This window comes from Yaniella soli (assembly GCF_054782375.1).
Window position 1 is genome coordinate 1 of sequence record NZ_BAAGSP010000019.1, and the last position, 15,991, is coordinate 15,991.

The following is a 15,991-nucleotide window of genomic DNA, read 5'->3' on the forward strand; positions in this document are numbered from 1 at the left end:
CCAGTCATGATCTGTTCTCCCATCAGGAACGTTTTGTTCCTTAGAAAACATCATGACCCAGCCGTAATTATGCCGATACGTCTCAGCTAGAAAAAGCCGTCAAAGGCAGTGTTCTCAACGATCGGAGCCACCCGTCAGCAGACTTATCGACATAATCCCCACCTCGGCATAAATCGATTATGAGCAGCTTGTAGCGGCGTAGGCGTTTGAGTTCCTTATCTAACCCGCCGTGGTGTTGGTGGGCGTCAGTGAGCCTGCTGATCCAGCCTGCTGCGGTATCAAACAGTACGGGATAGCCGGCTTGGCAGGCTTTGATGCCTAACCCGATGGCCAGATGTGTTTTGCCGACCCCGGGTGGGCCTAACAAGATCACGTTGTCGGCGGTGGGGATGAAGCTGGTGGTGGCCAGATGAGCCAACACGTCGCGGCGTAGGCTGGGTTGATAATCAGAGTTGAAATCTTCCAAGGTTTTGCGTGCTGGAAACCTCGCAGAGTTCATCCGCAGCGCGGTGCCGTTGGCTTCACGATCCGCGACTTGGCGTTGCAACACCGCGGCGAGATATTGTTCATGCGACCAACCCTGCTCACGGGCCGTATCACCCAGATGTTGCCAGACTCGGCCAATCGTGGGGGTTTTCAACGCCCTGGCAAGGTGGCCTAGCGTGGATGCGATATTTTCCTCAGCAGTAAGCTCATTCATGCGATCTCCTCGCCAACGTCACCGGCGTCATCAACAGTCGCGGTGAGTCCAAAGAGTTCGTCGTAGACGCTCAGCGGTCGATACACCACCTCACCGGGCATCGTATGGTCAGAGCGTCGTCGGCGGATCTGGTTGTAGTCAGCCCGTAAGGCTTTCGCTGTGGTGACGTGGCCTGGATCGGTGATGACCTGCTGGTTGGCCCAACACCGGGCATGGTCTGCCACCACGGTGCCGTCGCAGATCGCTATCACCCGATCCAAGGTCGCGGTGACTTGGACCAATCGGCCAATCATCGTGGGATCCACGCTGTAATCATTGGTATCAAAGCGTATGTAATAGTCCCGAGCTAATCTGATCTGCCACGAAAACCCGGTGGCAGGTGGATGCGGCGGTAACGCAGTCATCGCCGCCAAATCCCGGTCCAGCACGTTGACGGGTCGATCACCCAGCGACCGGATTTTGCGCTGATTCGCGCGTTCAGCCAGCCAGGAGCTTAGTTGGGCATTGAAATCCTGTGGTGATCGGAAGTCCCTGCCCGGCAGAAACGAGGTTTCAAAGTACTGGTTATTACGTTCCGTCATGCCCTTGAATTCCGGGTCTCGGCGTGGAGCAATGACCATCTTGGTTGCAACGGTGCCGGCAAATCCTTGGACCGGTGGCAACGGCTTGCCCTGCGGGGCAATGGCGGCTTCTCGATCCCAGATCAATGACTTGGAGACCCCACCAACCTGAGATACCAACTGCCACATCCCAGCCAACAGATCACCAGATTGCCGCGACGGCAACATCACCGCTGCCAGCCATCGAGAGAACGTCAACGTCATCACCAACACCGGCAACATCCGCGACTGACCAAACCCCACCGGAATCTTTGGCTCTGGAAACCACAAATCCAACTGAGCAGCTTCACCAGGCCGATGCACTAATCGATCTGCAGGATCCACACCGGTATACAACGGCCGCAATTGCCGCACTTTGTCTTTCAACGTCGTCATCGAGTAGTGCCAGCCAATCCGCTCCGCAATCACCGTGGCTGGCATCCGTGGTGAATCCGCCAGCAACTGCTGAATCTGCGGCACAAACGGATCCACGATCGAGCCTTGGGGTTTGCGCTGGTACTTCGGCGGCGCATCAGACGCTAACGCCCGGCGCACCGTATTGCGACTAATCCCCAACCTGCGAACAATTTCTTTGATAGCTACACCCTCGGCCCGATGAAGCCGACGGATCTCTGCCCAATCTTCCACATTAATCATGCCTCCTAGTTTGAATGAAAAGCCAAAGGGGTCCATTTTCATTCGTCGTCTAGGGGTCATTATTCACCTGTCGTCGACACGGTGCTCATCCCCGCGAGCGCGGGGCGAATATTCTAGCCGGGTTCGCTGCTGGTGCGACGACGGGCTCATCCCCGCGAGCGCGGGGCGAATCTCTAAATACAGTCATTATTCCACCTCGTCATTCTCTCATCCCCGCGAGCGCGGGGCGAATCTTTGCTGCCTCAATTAGTTGCGATACAATTCTGGCTCATCCCCGCGAGCGCGGGGCGAATTTGGCTGAGCTCGTCTAGACATTGTTACTTCCGGGCTCATCCCCGCGAGCGCGGGGCGAATCTGAATGTTTTTCTCTCCTTTCGTTTGGTCATGGGCTCATCCCCGCGAGCGCGGGGCGAATTACGCGTACTCGATATAATCGAATGCCAAAGATGACTCATCCCCGCGAGCGCGGGGCGAATTAGCACCCCTGGGAATCGTCCTGCCTGGATCAGGGCTCATCCCCGCGAGCGCGGGGCGAATTCTTTTGGTGTGAACGTGCGGGTCGAGACCCGGGGCTCATCCCCGCGAGCGCGGGGCGAATCAGACATCATTGCAGAGCTACCGCCCTCGGTAGGCTCATCCCCGCGAGCGCGGGGCGAATCCATTTGTTGGCTCGCGGGAATCCGTAGGTCCGGGCTCATCCCCGCGAGCGCGGGGCGAATCTTACTTGTATATTGGCGAGTATTCGGGGGCAGGGCTCATCCCCGCGAGCGCGGGGCGAATGTCACTATACCAAGGCGTAACCCCGTTGAACTGGGCTCATCCCCGCGAGCGCGGGGCGAATGTCACTATACCAAGGCGTAACCCCGTTGAACTGGGCTCATCCCCGCGAGCGCGGGGCGAATCGTGGGAAGCGACAGAAAATCACTATCCAGCCGGGCTCATCCCCGCGAGCGCGGGGCGAATGTTGGGGTGTGTTCGTCGCGGTGTGGCGGTGGGGGCTCATCCCCGCGAGCGCGGGGCGAATCGCGTACTTCATCGAGTAGGGCTCTGATCTCGGGGCTCATCCCCGCGAGCGCGGGGCGAATCGATGCACCAGCGGGCGCGTCGATTCGTGTGACGGCTCATCCCCGCGAGCGCGGGGCGAATTCTGTTGCCCGTGACGGGGCGCTCACTGAGACGGGCTCATCCCCGCGAGCGCGGGGCGAATTCTGCTTTGATCTGCCCGCCGCAGTCATAGTGGGGCTCATCCCCGCGAGCGCGGGGCGAATATCACGCCGTCTTGCGGTGTGATCGTCACAGTGGGCTCATCCCCGCGAGCGCGGGGCGAATTAGCGGCTTAAGCGTGACTTCGACCGGGTTCTGGGCTCATCCCCGCGAGCGCGGGGCGAATCACACCACGCAGAGGGCAGCGCGGCATTTTGGGGGCTCATCCCCGCGAGCGCGGGGCGAATCAAACACGCAGGCATTCTACGTTCGGCTAATCGGGCTCATCCCCGCGAGCGCGGGGCGAATCCCTGACTCATAGTAGCCGGCGTGACGTAGTGAGGCTCATCCCCGCGAGCGCGGGGCGAATGGCACGACGCCGTTGCCGAGCATTTTGAGTTGGGGCTCATCCCCGCGAGCGCGGGGCGAATCTTCTCTGTGCACCCCAAGTCCTCAGCTAGTCGGGCTCATCCCCGCGAGCGCGGGGCGAATTGACACGTGAGTAAGCAAGAGCTTTTGGACGAGGGCTCATCCCCGCGAGCGCGGGGCGAATGCGCCGGTGATTGAGGGCCTGGTTGATGATCTGGGCTCATCCCCGCGAGCGCGGGGCGAATGATCGGTTGACTAATGCCAGGGGCGTAATCAGGGGCTCATCCCCGCGAGCGCGGGGCGAATGTGTTTCTGGGGCGCGTACAGTCCGTCTTGGCGGGCTCATCCCCGCGAGCGCGGGGCGAATCAAACAGATCATCAATATTGCTGATGTCGTCAGGGCTCATCCCCGCGAGCGCGGGGCGAATTCTTTTTCCAGTCGATCCCGCTGTTGACGCAGGGGCTCATCCCCGCGAGCGCGGGGCGAATCAGTCCATCTCGAAGCGTGCGTATCAGCGACTGGGCTCATCCCCGCGAGCGCGGGGCGAATGTGGCGTGACAAATCTGGCATTCGTATTGGTTGGGCTCATCCCCGCGAGCGCGGGGCGAATCACTTCAACGCTGAGACGGTGTGGCACGCAGAGGGCTCATCCCCGCGAGCGCGGGGCGAATTCCGACTGCTCCGGTGTGGCTGCCAGCGCCGCGGGCTCATCCCCGCGAGCGCGGGGCGAATCGTATCGAGGGACCTGTGCGGGTCGATCTAGTGGGCTCATCCCCGCGAGCGCGGGGCGAATCGACGGCGACATGGAACCAACGGACACGCACGCGGGCTCATCCCCGCGAGCGCGGGGCGAATCGGCATAGATATATGCAGCCATGCATTTGACAGGGCTCATCCCCGCGAGCGCGGGGCGAATCAGTGGTCGAAGTTCTCGGCATGCTCAAAGACGGGCTCATCCCCGCGAGCGCGGGGCGAATCATAGGCCGATGAATAATAGTCGGTCTTCGATGGGCTCATCCCCGCGAGCGCGGGGCGAATTTGGGCTTGTCGATGCGCTGATGCTTGTCCCAGGGCTCATCCCCGCGAGCGCGGGGCGAATCAACCAGCGTCAGACAATGTGTGGGGCGGAGGGGGCTCATCCCCGCGAGCGCGGGGCGAATGGTGGCAGTGTGGCGGCTTTTGAGGCTGTGACGGGCTCATCCCCGCGAGCGCGGGGCGAATCTCTCCGTCCCCGGCTTTCGGTGTTGGTAGCAGGGCTCATCCCCGCGAGCGCGGGGCGAATGTCATTAGTTAGCTCCGAGATGATCGATCCGAGGGCTCATCCCCGCGAGCGCGGGGCGAATCGGTGTGTAGGATAGTGGCCCAAATCGGTTGGTGGCTCATCCCCGCGAGCGCGGGGCGAATGTACCGATTGAATTGTCGAATCGCAGCGGTGTGGGCTCATCCCCGCGAGCGCGGGGCGAATGAGGGAATCGAGCCAAGCGTCGGCCGATTCTAGGGCTCATCCCCGCGAGCGCGGGGCGAATCTGAAATTCGATGGTGCATTCATCATGGACTGGGGCTCATCCCCGCGAGCGCGGGGCGAATATCACGAATTCGTCGTAGATGACCAGTTTCACGGGCTCATCCCCGCGAGCGCGGGGCGAATCTGAACTCGTGGACGAAACCGGTGGGGTGATGGGGCTCATCCCCGCGAGCGCGGGGCGAATGTGTGTATGTGACACGAAACACCCTTGCACACGGGCTCATCCCCGCGAGCGCGGGGCGAATATAGTCAGATGGAGGTGCACCGCAAAATCACTGGGCTCATCCCCGCGAGCGCGGGGCGAATCACATACGCCACCCGCGCGTCATTGGTGGTATGGGCTCATCCCCGCGAGCGCGGGGCGAATTCCGTCAACCACGCGTTGAACGTGTCAACATCGGGCTCATCCCCGCGAGCGCGGGGCGAATTGACGCCGATCATCTTGCAACTCGTCGAGGCGGGGCTCATCCCCGCGAGCGCGGGGCGAATCCAATACATCTACATCGTCCCCCGCTCTAGAGGGGCTCATCCCCGCGAGCGCGGGGCGAATCTACCTGACGAATTTTCTGTGGGTAAGGATGTGGGCTCATCCCCGCGAGCGCGGGGCGAATTTACTAGTAGAAGCCTTTTGGGCTGACCACCCGGGCTCATCCCCGCGAGCGCGGGGCGAATCACACTCGTATCTGAAGGAAAGTAATACATGAGGGCTCATCCCCGCGAGCGCGGGGCGAATCAGTACCCTGTGATTCCGTAACTCTTGGAAGAGGGCTCATCCCCGCGAGCGCGGGGCGAATCCGCTTGACCGAACTCATCGGTCAACGTCACGGTGGCTCATCCCCGCGAGCGCGGGGCGAATTTGAAAGTTGTTTGACACTATCCGAATGGATAGGGCTCATCCCCGCGAGCGCGGGGCGAATGCCGGTTATATCTCAACGGTCGATGCGGTCATGGGCTCATCCCCGCGAGCGCGGGGCGAATGCAGCAGACGGCGATCAATGGGTGACCATGACGGGCTCATCCCCGCGAGCGCGGGGCGAATGTTCATAGGTGAATTTGCGGGCTATGCCACCAGGGCTCATCCCCGCGAGCGCGGGGCGAATCGATCACCCCAATACAGGATGTGCTCCATGCGGGGCTCATCCCCGCGAGCGCGGGGCGAATCGTCTTTCAGCATTCCCAGGTCTTTGAGGTACTGGCTCATCCCCGCGAGCGCGGGGCGAATTTTCCCACCCGTTTCGGAGTGTGATGTCATAGGGGCTCATCCCCGCGAGCGCGGGGCGAATGTTGCAAGACTGTTGACGTGCATTTGGTCGCTGGGCTCATCCCCGCGAGCGCGGGGCGAATTCACTGTATCCCTATATCATGTCATCGCGTATGGGCTCATCCCCGCGAGCGCGGGGCGAATTCGGCGTCGGAAACCCTACCAGCGTGGGCCGTGGGCTCATCCCCGCGAGCGCGGGGCGAATCAACATACACACTGATCACACCATCAACATATGGGCTCATCCCCGCGAGCGCGGGGCGAATCTTATACTGTCCTGTGCTGATGCCAAGTGAGTGGGCTCATCCCCGCGAGCGCGGGGCGAATAGTCCACTGTGGATAAAAAAGATTTGAAAGTTGGGCTCATCCCCGCGAGCGCGGGGCGAATTTGCGTCACCGGCGCACGGCTGAGGGCACCATGGGCTCATCCCCGCGAGCGCGGGGCGAATGTATGGTTTCTTTTTGAATAAGGAGATCGAGGGGGCTCATCCCCGCGAGCGCGGGGCGAATCCCATTGGTCGGCATAAATGTTGGTGTTCCAGTGGCTCATCCCCGCGAGCGCGGGGCGAATGTCCCATACTCCACGTCCCTAGGATCAGGCAGGGGCTCATCCCCGCGAGCGCGGGGCGAATGAGCTGTATCAACGGCGCGATCGTCTGAATGAGGGCTCATCCCCGCGAGCGCGGGGCGAATGACGATTGGTTTCGACCAGCTTCCAGGGATCGGGGCTCATCCCCGCGAGCGCGGGGCGAATAAAGCGACAGATACACTTGCGCATCGGAAACCGGGCTCATCCCCGCGAGCGCGGGGCGAATATGAAGCGGATAATGTGACGCGATTCCGCGCGGGGCTCATCCCCGCGAGCGCGGGGCGAATAAGCGGCTAGAAAGCTCGGAGCGCGAAGCGGAGGGCTCATCCCCGCGAGCGCGGGGCGAATAGACCGCAGAGCACGCGGCATACCCAAAGAGGGGGCTCATCCCCGCGAGCGCGGGGCGAATAAACGTAAGGGTGACTTATAAGGGGCTTATCCGGGCTCATCCCCGCGAGCGCGGGGCGAATCCCGCGCCGGTCGACTCGTCTTCTCGGAAATCGGGCTCATCCCCGCGAGCGCGGGGCGAATGGGGCGGCCCGTGAGGCCTCTCAGGGTTACGGGGGCTCATCCCCGCGAGCGCGGGGCGAATTCGCCGTCTTCACACAGCACCTTCGCAGCGTCGGGCTCATCCCCGCGAGCGCGGGGCGAATTAGCGGCTTGGGCGTGACTTCGACCGGGGCTTGGGCTCATCCCCGCGAGCGCGGGGCGAATGGCGTACTTAGCGCGGCGGCGTTGCTCACACTGGGCTCATCCCCGCGAGCGCGGGGCGAATCTAGCGTGGACCGAACCAGGGTGGGCCAGTGAGTGGCTCATCCCCGCGAGCGCGGGGCGAATGGTTCGCAGTACCTGCCGCGACTTGCACAGTGGGGCTCATCCCCGCGAGCGCGGGGCGAATCGAAGGGGATCGCATAGAACCTATCCGCTGCTGGGCTCATCCCCGCGAGCGCGGGGCGAATGCATCGACGTGTTCTTGTCTTCGACCCCCTACGGGCTCATCCCCGCGAGCGCGGGGCGAATCGGAGCCACAGGACGACGAACAGCAGGTCGATGGGCTCATCCCCGCGAGCGCGGGGCGAATTCGCTTTATCCTGTGCGGTCTCGTCCATCCAGGGGCTCATCCCCGCGAGCGCGGGGCGAATTTAGGCCACCAGACTCAAAAGACTGGGGGACAGGGCTCATCCCCGCGAGCGCGGGGCGAATCCTTGTGCCCACACGCCATTCTCGCTATGCCAGGGCTCATCCCCGCGAGCGCGGGGCGAATCACGGCCATGACGATCTTGTCGCTCATTCCGCGGGCTCATCCCCGCGAGCGCGGGGCGAATCTCCGGGTATTCGCCTGGGAATTCGATTGCTAGGGCTCATCCCCGCGAGCGCGGGGCGAATCAATAAACATGACGGAATACGTCTGATAATTTGGGCTCATCCCCGCGAGCGCGGGGCGAATCCAAGTCCTTGACTCATATTCAGGTTTAGGTCGGGCTCATCCCCGCGAGCGCGGGGCGAATTGTCTAACGCAAGTAACATTGACTAGGCCAGCGGGCTCATCCCCGCGAGCGCGGGGCGAATCAGTGATCGGTGTATGAGTGCAGGTGATTGGCGGGCTCATCCCCGCGAGCGCGGGGCGAATTCAATAGTAATGCGGTCATGAGATACCCTAACGGGCTCATCCCCGCGAGCGCGGGGCGAATCTATTGGCTGTTGCACTGAGTAGTCCTCTCACGGGCTCATCCCCGCGAGCGCGGGGCGAATTTGACCGTATTCGTTATGAGTCAGGCCTCGAGGGGCTCATCCCCGCGAGCGCGGGGCGAATGCCAATACTCCGCCGAACCCTTGGCCCGTGATGGGCTCATCCCCGCGAGCGCGGGGCGAATTAGGGGACAAGGGTGATAACTTCCTTGATGCTGGGCTCATCCCCGCGAGCGCGGGGCGAATCGCGGGCTGCTATGATGGGTGTGACCGCCGACGCCCTCATCCCCGCGAGCGCGGGGCGAATCGTACTGTTTGAGCGCCACACCACTTGCACCGGGGCTCATCCCCGCGAGCGCGGGGCGAATAGGGCTAAGCCGGTGTCGGCCTCTTTCTGTGAGGGCTCATCCCCGCGAGCGCGGGGCGAATGTGAAATGTGACATCACCTGCAACCTATATGGGGGCTCATCCCCGCGAGCGCGGGGCGAATACCACATGAACCCGCGTTGTCATCACGGTCACGGGCTCATCCCCGCGAGCGCGGGGCGAATGGAATTGTTGTGTGTCATCACGGTTTTGTTGGGGGCTCATCCCCGCGAGCGCGGGGCGAATCGGTTTCCAGTCGAATTCTTTGGGTTGTTTCGGGGCTCATCCCCGCGAGCGCGGGGCGAATACGGTATAAGTTAACCTGACACCAATAAACGCGGGCTCATCCCCGCGAGCGCGGGGCGAATCCGGTATCACCGTGGATGAGTACAGTGTGGAGGGGCTCATCCCCGCGAGCGCGGGGCGAATTAACTGGTCACTCATTTTATCGTGATTGTCTCGGGCTCATCCCCGCGAGCGCGGGGCGAATCAGAAACGAACGTCGCAAGCGTATTACCAGACGGGCTCATCCCCGCGAGCGCGGGGCGAATTACCCGGTCTAAGTCTGCGCGCATCGTGTCAAGGGCTCATCCCCGCGAGCGCGGGGCGAATTGCCAGTAAGCGCAGTGCGTGCACCTGTATGGGGGCTCATCCCCGCGAGCGCGGGGCGAATGATGAATTCAATCAGGCAGTGTTCAACACACCGGGCTCATCCCCGCGAGCGCGGGGCGAATCACCACACCCGAAAAAATGCAATTTTCATTCCGGGCTCATCCCCGCGAGCGCGGGGCGAATTCTGCATTCGTCTTGGTGGGCGTCTAATTTGAGGGCTCATCCCCGCGAGCGCGGGGCGAATCAGAACGCGGCCTAGAAATCAGCCGAGGTCAGAGGCTCATCCCCGCGAGCGCGGGGCGAATTCGAATAGTTGTAGACTGTTATTACTCATTCTGGGCTCATCCCCGCGAGCGCGGGGCGAATTCGCTATAATCAGTCGGCCCACCTGGTCGCTGGGGCTCCTGACTTGCACAATTTTAGTGCCCCGTTTTAGGTTTCTGGATGGAGCCGGTCCAGAATGTGCTGAGCTTGGTCTGGGATTTCTGGTGGGAAAGTGATTTCGTGGTCGCCGAGTTGGCCGGTGAATTCTTGTAAGGGTTTCAGCGTAGTGATGATCTGCTTCAGAGAGACCCCGGTTTTGGTTTGCATGTATCGTGCGACGGCTAACGCGGTGAAGACTACAGTGAGGTGTGCTTCGATGGCTTGGCGAGTGTGGTGGAACATTGGTCTGGCTCGCAAATCGGTTTTGGACATTCGAAACGATTGTTCGACGTGCCATAACTGGTGATACGAGGCCACGATTTCTGCACCATCCATGATGTTGGCTTCGAGGTTGGTGACGTAGCCTTTCCACCCCACTAAGTTGGCGGCCCGGGTAAAGGTGGTCTGGTCAAAGACGCGTGTGGTGCCTTTGGTTTTAACAAACCGCGCCGATTTCACAGCCTGTTGTCCTGCAACGATGCGAAGTGCTTTTTCGCGTTGTTTTTCTAAGGTGACCAGGTCGCGGGTGGCACGTTTTTGCCGGTATTGCCATACTGCCCGCCAATACCGTGTTCGGTGATCCGGGTGCGTTGCTGGATCCCAGACCGGTTCTTGCTTCGTTTCGAAACGCTTGGGGTCGGGTTGGTAGCGACCCCGGGTGGTCACCGTGTCCACGAGGGTCCCATCAACGGTGTCGTTGGTCGGGTGGAAGTGGAACTGCTTGGCTAAATCTTTGGGCGCTTTGGTCTGTTTCGAACCAACAATAAACCGCAGATTCGCTTCATCAATAGCTTGCAGATTTTTCTCCGAGAGCATCCCGGCATCAGCCACCACGACCATATCGGCGACCTGGTGGCGTTGTTGAAACGCTTCCAGCACTGGCAGGATCGTATGGGTTTCGGCGGTATTGCCTTCAAAACTATGAACGTCAAGAGGGAACCCCGCCCGGTCGACGAGCAGACCAACCACAATTTGTGGATCTACACGGCGCTCTTTTGAATAGCCTATTTTGCGGTATTCGTCTTCGTGTTCGGCCTCAAAATATAAGGTCGTGACATCGTAAAGCAACAGGCTCATCCCGGTGGTGTGCAGGCTGTAGTCAAAGCAGGCTTGACCAATTTTGCCCCGATAATCACGGTCTTGAGCGCGTTTGAGTGCATTGAAAAACGTATTACGGTGCACCGTATTCACCCCGAGTTCAGTCAACACCCGCAGACTATCGCGCTTGGAAGTCGGCTCCACCAACCGAGCTAGTACCATTTGAAAAAACGCTTCATCCGCGACCTGATCGCTCAACCCTAACTGGTCATAACAGGCCCGAATCGCATCGACCAGCAACTGGGAAGCCGAACCGGTGACCTTCTTTTTCGCCTCCACCGACACCGCAACTTCCGAGGTCTCAAGCCCCAAATCCAAGAGCTGCTGAGTGCCACTGGCGGCTTCAATTTTTTGATGGCCTACCGCGACCAGGGCTGCGATTTCTTGTTCCGAATGTGCTGACCCCAGATGCTCAAGGATCTTGCGCTGCCCACGAATCTTGGACACAATCTGAACCGCGGTAGCACCAGAGGCCGTGGTCACCTTACGCAAAAAAGGGCTCATGCACCCATCATATCGGTCCCGTTAGTGCCCCAAAACAGCAACCTAAAACCTGCTGACAAGGCGAAACAACCCATCCAAAGCCAAAATCATCACTCACTTGTGCAAGTCAGGTCAGAGGCTCATCCCCGCGAGCGCGGGGCGAATTCGAATAGTTGTAGACTGTTATTACTCATTCTGGGCTCATCCCCGCGAGCGCGGGGCGAATTCGCTATAATCAGTCGGCCCACCTGGTCGCTGGGGCTCATCCCCGCGAGCGCGGGGCGAATTGTGAAACTCGGTCGCAGCATGGCCGAATACGGGGCTCATCCCCGCGAGCGCGGGGCGAATTGCCCAAAAGAAAGGCTACCAATGTCGTATAAGGGCTCATCCCCGCGAGCGCGGGGCGAATCCACAGAAAATTCGTCAGGTAGTCGCTGAGACCGGGCTCATCCCCGCGAGCGCGGGGCGAATACCTTCTGACTTGCTCGTTTAGCCCGGGTACGAGACTAACAGCATGGCTTTAGTCAAACTGTGACCGCCACGAAGGTCGGCGTGCGCGGCGTTGTGCACGGGCTTTGCTCCATCCTGTCCGACGGGTTGATTTCTGATCTCCGGACAGTGGTCGTTGGATGAGTGTCAGCCCCTCCAGGTCGACCGGCTGCCACGGGTGTCGGTGTACATCGAATTTTAGTCGTTGCTCACCGTTGGAGGAATATACAAGAACGGCTCGGCCTTCTTGGATAGATTCTTTGGTGCGCTCCCAGAGGTCATCACGAATTCTCCGGCTGGGGTTTCCAACGAATACTCCCGGGTTGATCTCCATCAACCATTTTGTGAGCTCCCCTCGGAGCCCGGCCGGTGCTGCGGTGAGGACAAGTACCATCAATAGTCATCACCGTAACCCGTCCCGGATGGTACGTCTTCACCAGATGGTCCGCTCCAGAGTGAGACGATGTCGTCTTGGATCCACTCTTCCACGGGTTCGTCCTCTTGAGCAGCCAGCAGCATTGTGACGTCGCGTGCACATCGTTCGAGCAGTCGGTGCTCGACGATCTTGTCGCGCACGAGCCGTCTGACGTCGGATCCAATGGTCATGGAGCCGGTTGCTGCGACCTCGAAGGCTGCTGGAATTGTGATGTCTGCCTTGTATAAGTCGGCGATGTCGTAGACGAATGAACGGTCGTTACCGGTGTGTACAAAGCCCAATCCCGGCGAACATCCCAGTGCGGTGATCACGGATTGCACGACACCGTACAGCGACGCATTTGCCGCGGTGAGTGCTTTATTGATGTCATCGGACGAGTCAAAATCGTCGGGGTCGTAGTCGCGTTTGCTCCATTCAACTCCAGATGACTTCGACGCTTCGCGATACAGTCGGCGCACGCGTGCGCCCTCCCGGCCACGCAGCTGTTGCATCGTGAGTTTTGCAACGTCCTCGCCGGGGAAACGCATGGCGTACATTTTCCGGGCGACATCTAACCGGCTCCGGGTGTTGGACACCAGCTGCGCTTGGGAGATCAGTAGTCTTGATGATCTCGCTAAGGAACGACCGTGGGCATAGTAGCGGACACCGTTTTCGCCAACCCACACCACGGAGACACCAAAATCGCCCAGTAGAGCCATGGCTGCATACGTAATGCTCGTCCCGGGACCAAGGAGCAGGCAACCGATGGTTGCCGAAGGGATGTGGAGCACGCCGTCTTTGGTCGTGGCTGTCAGGGCATTGTCATCGCGATGTACGGTGCATCGTTCGACGTATACGAACGATAGGCGATCTGAGGTGCGGGTGAGTTCCGAAGCTTCGGGCCGATGCGCGCTGATACTCATGTCGTCACCGCCTCAGCGTCAGGAGCCCACAACCATAGGCTTTGGCTCGTCCGATACCAGCGAGCAGTCCGTGTTGGAATTGTGCGGCGTCTGTGATTTCCAAGCGACCATCAAACTGGACGATGCGTAAGGCCACGCGGTTGCGTTTGCCTGTGTTGTTGCGATCGTTACGTCCGAAGCGGTGGTTGCGGCCTTCCGTGACCGTCGCATCGAGTTGATCTTCAAATCCGGGAGTCGGAAGTATGCGAAAGCCCAGGCGTCCGGCGCGTTGGTCGAGCCAAGCCACCTGCTGTTGCGGTGTGACGTGTGGGACCACTTTTCCGCGTTTACCCGCTTCCCGGAGGGCCTTGACCGGGTTGGCAGTCAGTCGAAAAGCCCACTGCTGTCCAGTTTTCAGCTGTTCTAGAAACGGTCGGTAATCGGTTGAGTCCCAGGTTTGGCCTATCCACCCGGCTTGTTCTACCAGGTGGGTGAAATCTGGTGGGAGTGGGCTCAACACATACAGCGTATAGCGGTGTTGGGCTCTATCGAGCCGCCAGAGCACGCGCTGGTCGGTGTTCTCTAACGCATCGGGTGGAAAAGAAGCCATCACAGCTGCGTGCATGGCCTGGCGGTTGGCCAGCAATTTTCGCCCGTGGCGAGTTTGGGGATTGATAAATATTCTACTCAGTACGGTCATACACTCATCACTGCTTCCCAGAACGGGTCTTCAAGATGATTCTTTCCTGCCGGATTGTCGATTTCGACGGGGTCAGGTGCGTGAACGAGTCGCCAGTCGTAGTCTCTACGGCGTGGGTCGAAGCTCTTGGGAACATCGCGGACACGCTCTTCGACCATTTCTCCAGGGCGGGCATCGCGGTAGATCGGGAGGTGTACCACTTTGGGGCGCTTAGCCCGGTACCACTGTGCTGCTCCCCACGGTTCGGTACGTAGTACGGTTTCCACATCGCCAGCTTTAATCCCCGCCACGAGGTCAGGCCCTGCGGGACAGGACCTCCGCCCCAGATATAGCGGAAAGGTCGGGGAGAGCAGAGCACCCCGAATTCCTTCGAGCGTCGCCTGCGGACCAGAGATGGCCGCGAGGAAGTGTGCGTCGGCAAGATAGAAGCGTTCGCTGAGCATCGGGTCAGACTTGCGTCCAGCGTCACGTTTCTTCCAGTCAATAGCGGTTTGGTAGTCACGCAGGATCGTGCCTTGCTGATCAACCCGCACCCCGAATTCTAGGTCGATGAGGTCTTCGACCGAATCGACCCGGCGACGTCCCTCGGCTGCGCTGATCAGCCCCAGGATTCCGGATTTCGTGGGAACGTGGTGTGTTTGGCGGTATCGGTAGCGTGAGTCGGCACCCCAGGCTTGGAGTGGGGCTTTGAGCTTTAATAGGAGCGACTGAGTCATACCAGCTGCTCCAGCTGGTCTTTGAGCTGCGCTAACAATTCGGTCTGATTGACGTGTTGGCCAATATCTTGGAATGTGTCTGCCAGATCGCTGGTGCTCATGAACCACGACCCTTCGGGTGACATGTCGTACATGTCATCGATCGAGCGGGCCTCGGCCACGAGCTTGCGGGCGGCCTCGAGCCGTCGGCCGCCTTCGATTTCGAGGGGCACCGGGTCCTCGAACGCGTTGACTAGAGAGATGGAGCGGTCGGTGCGCACACGAATGAGCACGGCTTCTGGCAGGGTGTTATTGGCAAACGTATTCTGTTTACCCGATGGTAGGGAGGTCAGGAAGGCTTTGACGAATGCCACTGCGGCTTCCAACGTGACCTCGCGGTCTCCTAAGTTTTTCTCCAGACCCTTCATGTTTACCGTGGCGAAGCGGTACAACGTCGACGACGTCATCTGGACGGTGCCGATCATGCCCGCGCCGGTCTCTTCTGATGCTTCGACGAAATCATCGACCGCGGTGAAATAATCAAATTCCGGTTCGGACGCGCTGACGCCGATGGCGTGGGCCACTTGCACCGCTGCATCAACGTTGTAGTCGGCCGCTTCGGCCACCATGCGACCGAACATCGCGATGTCGACAGAGTGTTGTACATTCAGCAACTCTGAGGCCGTCTTCTTCGTCCAATTTTCGTCAGTATCTGCCAGGATCCGGGATGCGACGTTGGTGATTTGTTGGTCACTCAAAAACAGCAGGTAGCTGGTTTCCGGGTAGTCGGTGGTCTCTTCGTCTTCGGTGGCCGATTTTGATTTGGGCTGTTTCTCAGTCGAGATACCGGCCTTCTTGAGGATTTCGACGACCGTGTCGCTCATGGTGTCGAGCTCGTCATCCGTAAAGTTCTCTGAGCTGCTTTGTTCTGCGCGCAGCTCTTGGATGCGACCCATGATTTTTTCGACAACTTTTTTGGTGCGGAAGCCGCGCTTTGTAGGGTCCAGGTAATTGTCGAAGTCCTTGCGGATGGCCCGTTTCCATGCTTGCGAGGACACGCGTTGGCGTGGGACGCCGCCGAAAGTTGCGGATTTTGGTGCTCCGGTGTCATCCCGGTTGATGTTGTTTGGTGGCAGAGTTTGCAGCACGTGGATATCGAGATAGGTGGTCATGATACTCCTCAAGGGTTGTGTAGAAATGATGAGATGGATGCAA

General features: G+C 60.0%; 8 protein-coding genes and 2 CRISPR repeat arrays. All 8 genes read right to left on the minus strand.

All coding sequences use genetic code 11. The features are described 5' to 3' along the window. Positions 1-82: 82 nt before the first annotated feature. The 8 genes from ACYVJT_RS10495 to cas7e all read right to left on the minus strand — a co-directional run bounded on the left by ACYVJT_RS10495 (position 83) and on the right by cas7e (position 15,948). A complete protein-coding gene (locus tag ACYVJT_RS10495; protein WP_499418373.1) occupies positions 83-700 on the minus strand; it encodes an ATP-binding protein in 618 nt (205 codons plus the stop codon). After that, complete coding sequence (istA, locus tag ACYVJT_RS10500; RefSeq protein WP_499418375.1) at positions 697-1,956, minus strand: IS21 family transposase; 1,260 nt, start codon at positions 1,954-1,956, stop codon at positions 697-699. Before istA ends, ACYVJT_RS10495 begins: the two co-directional genes overlap by 4 nt. An 81-nt stretch (positions 1,957-2,037) precedes the next feature. Continuing rightward, positions 2,038-9,937: direct repeats of the CRISPR family, unit length 29 nt; unit sequence GGGCTCATCCCCGCGAGCGCGGGGCGAAT. Positions 9,938-10,003: 66 nt separating this feature from the next. Beyond that, positions 10,004-11,596 carry an IS1634 family transposase gene (locus tag ACYVJT_RS10505; protein WP_499418376.1) on the minus strand — a complete coding sequence of 531 codons (1,593 nt, stop codon included), beginning with the start codon at positions 11,594-11,596 and terminating at the stop codon, positions 10,004-10,006. Positions 11,597-11,711: 115 nt separating this feature from the next. Further along, positions 11,712-12,046: a CRISPR direct-repeat array (repeat unit 29 nt; unit sequence GGGCTCATCCCCGCGAGCGCGGGGCGAAT). A gap of 49 nt (positions 12,047-12,095) precedes the next feature. Then, positions 12,096-12,458, minus strand: a complete 363-nt coding sequence (gene cas2e / locus ACYVJT_RS10510) for a type I-E CRISPR-associated endoribonuclease Cas2e (RefSeq protein ID WP_343959992.1) — start codon at positions 12,456-12,458, stop codon at positions 12,096-12,098. Further along, on the minus strand, positions 12,458-13,402 hold the full coding sequence (cas1e, locus tag ACYVJT_RS10515; protein ID WP_343959904.1) for a type I-E CRISPR-associated endonuclease Cas1e: 945 nt from the start codon (positions 13,400-13,402) through the stop codon (positions 12,458-12,460). The genes cas2e and cas1e overlap by 1 nt, the downstream gene beginning before the upstream one ends. Before the next feature lie 4 nt (positions 13,403-13,406). Continuing rightward, positions 13,407-14,081 carry a type I-E CRISPR-associated protein Cas6/Cse3/CasE gene (cas6e, locus tag ACYVJT_RS10520; protein ID WP_343959906.1) on the minus strand — a complete coding sequence of 225 codons (675 nt, stop codon included), beginning with the start codon at positions 14,079-14,081 and terminating at the stop codon, positions 13,407-13,409. After that, positions 14,078-14,797, minus strand: a complete 720-nt coding sequence (cas5e, locus tag ACYVJT_RS10525; RefSeq protein WP_343959907.1) for a type I-E CRISPR-associated protein Cas5/CasD — start codon at positions 14,795-14,797, stop codon at positions 14,078-14,080. The genes cas6e and cas5e overlap by 4 nt, the downstream gene beginning before the upstream one ends. Beyond that, a complete protein-coding gene (cas7e, locus tag ACYVJT_RS10530) occupies positions 14,794-15,948 on the minus strand; it encodes a type I-E CRISPR-associated protein Cas7/Cse4/CasC (RefSeq protein WP_343959909.1) in 1,155 nt (384 codons plus the stop codon). The genes cas5e and cas7e overlap by 4 nt, the downstream gene beginning before the upstream one ends. Positions 15,949-15,991 lie beyond the last annotated feature (43 nt).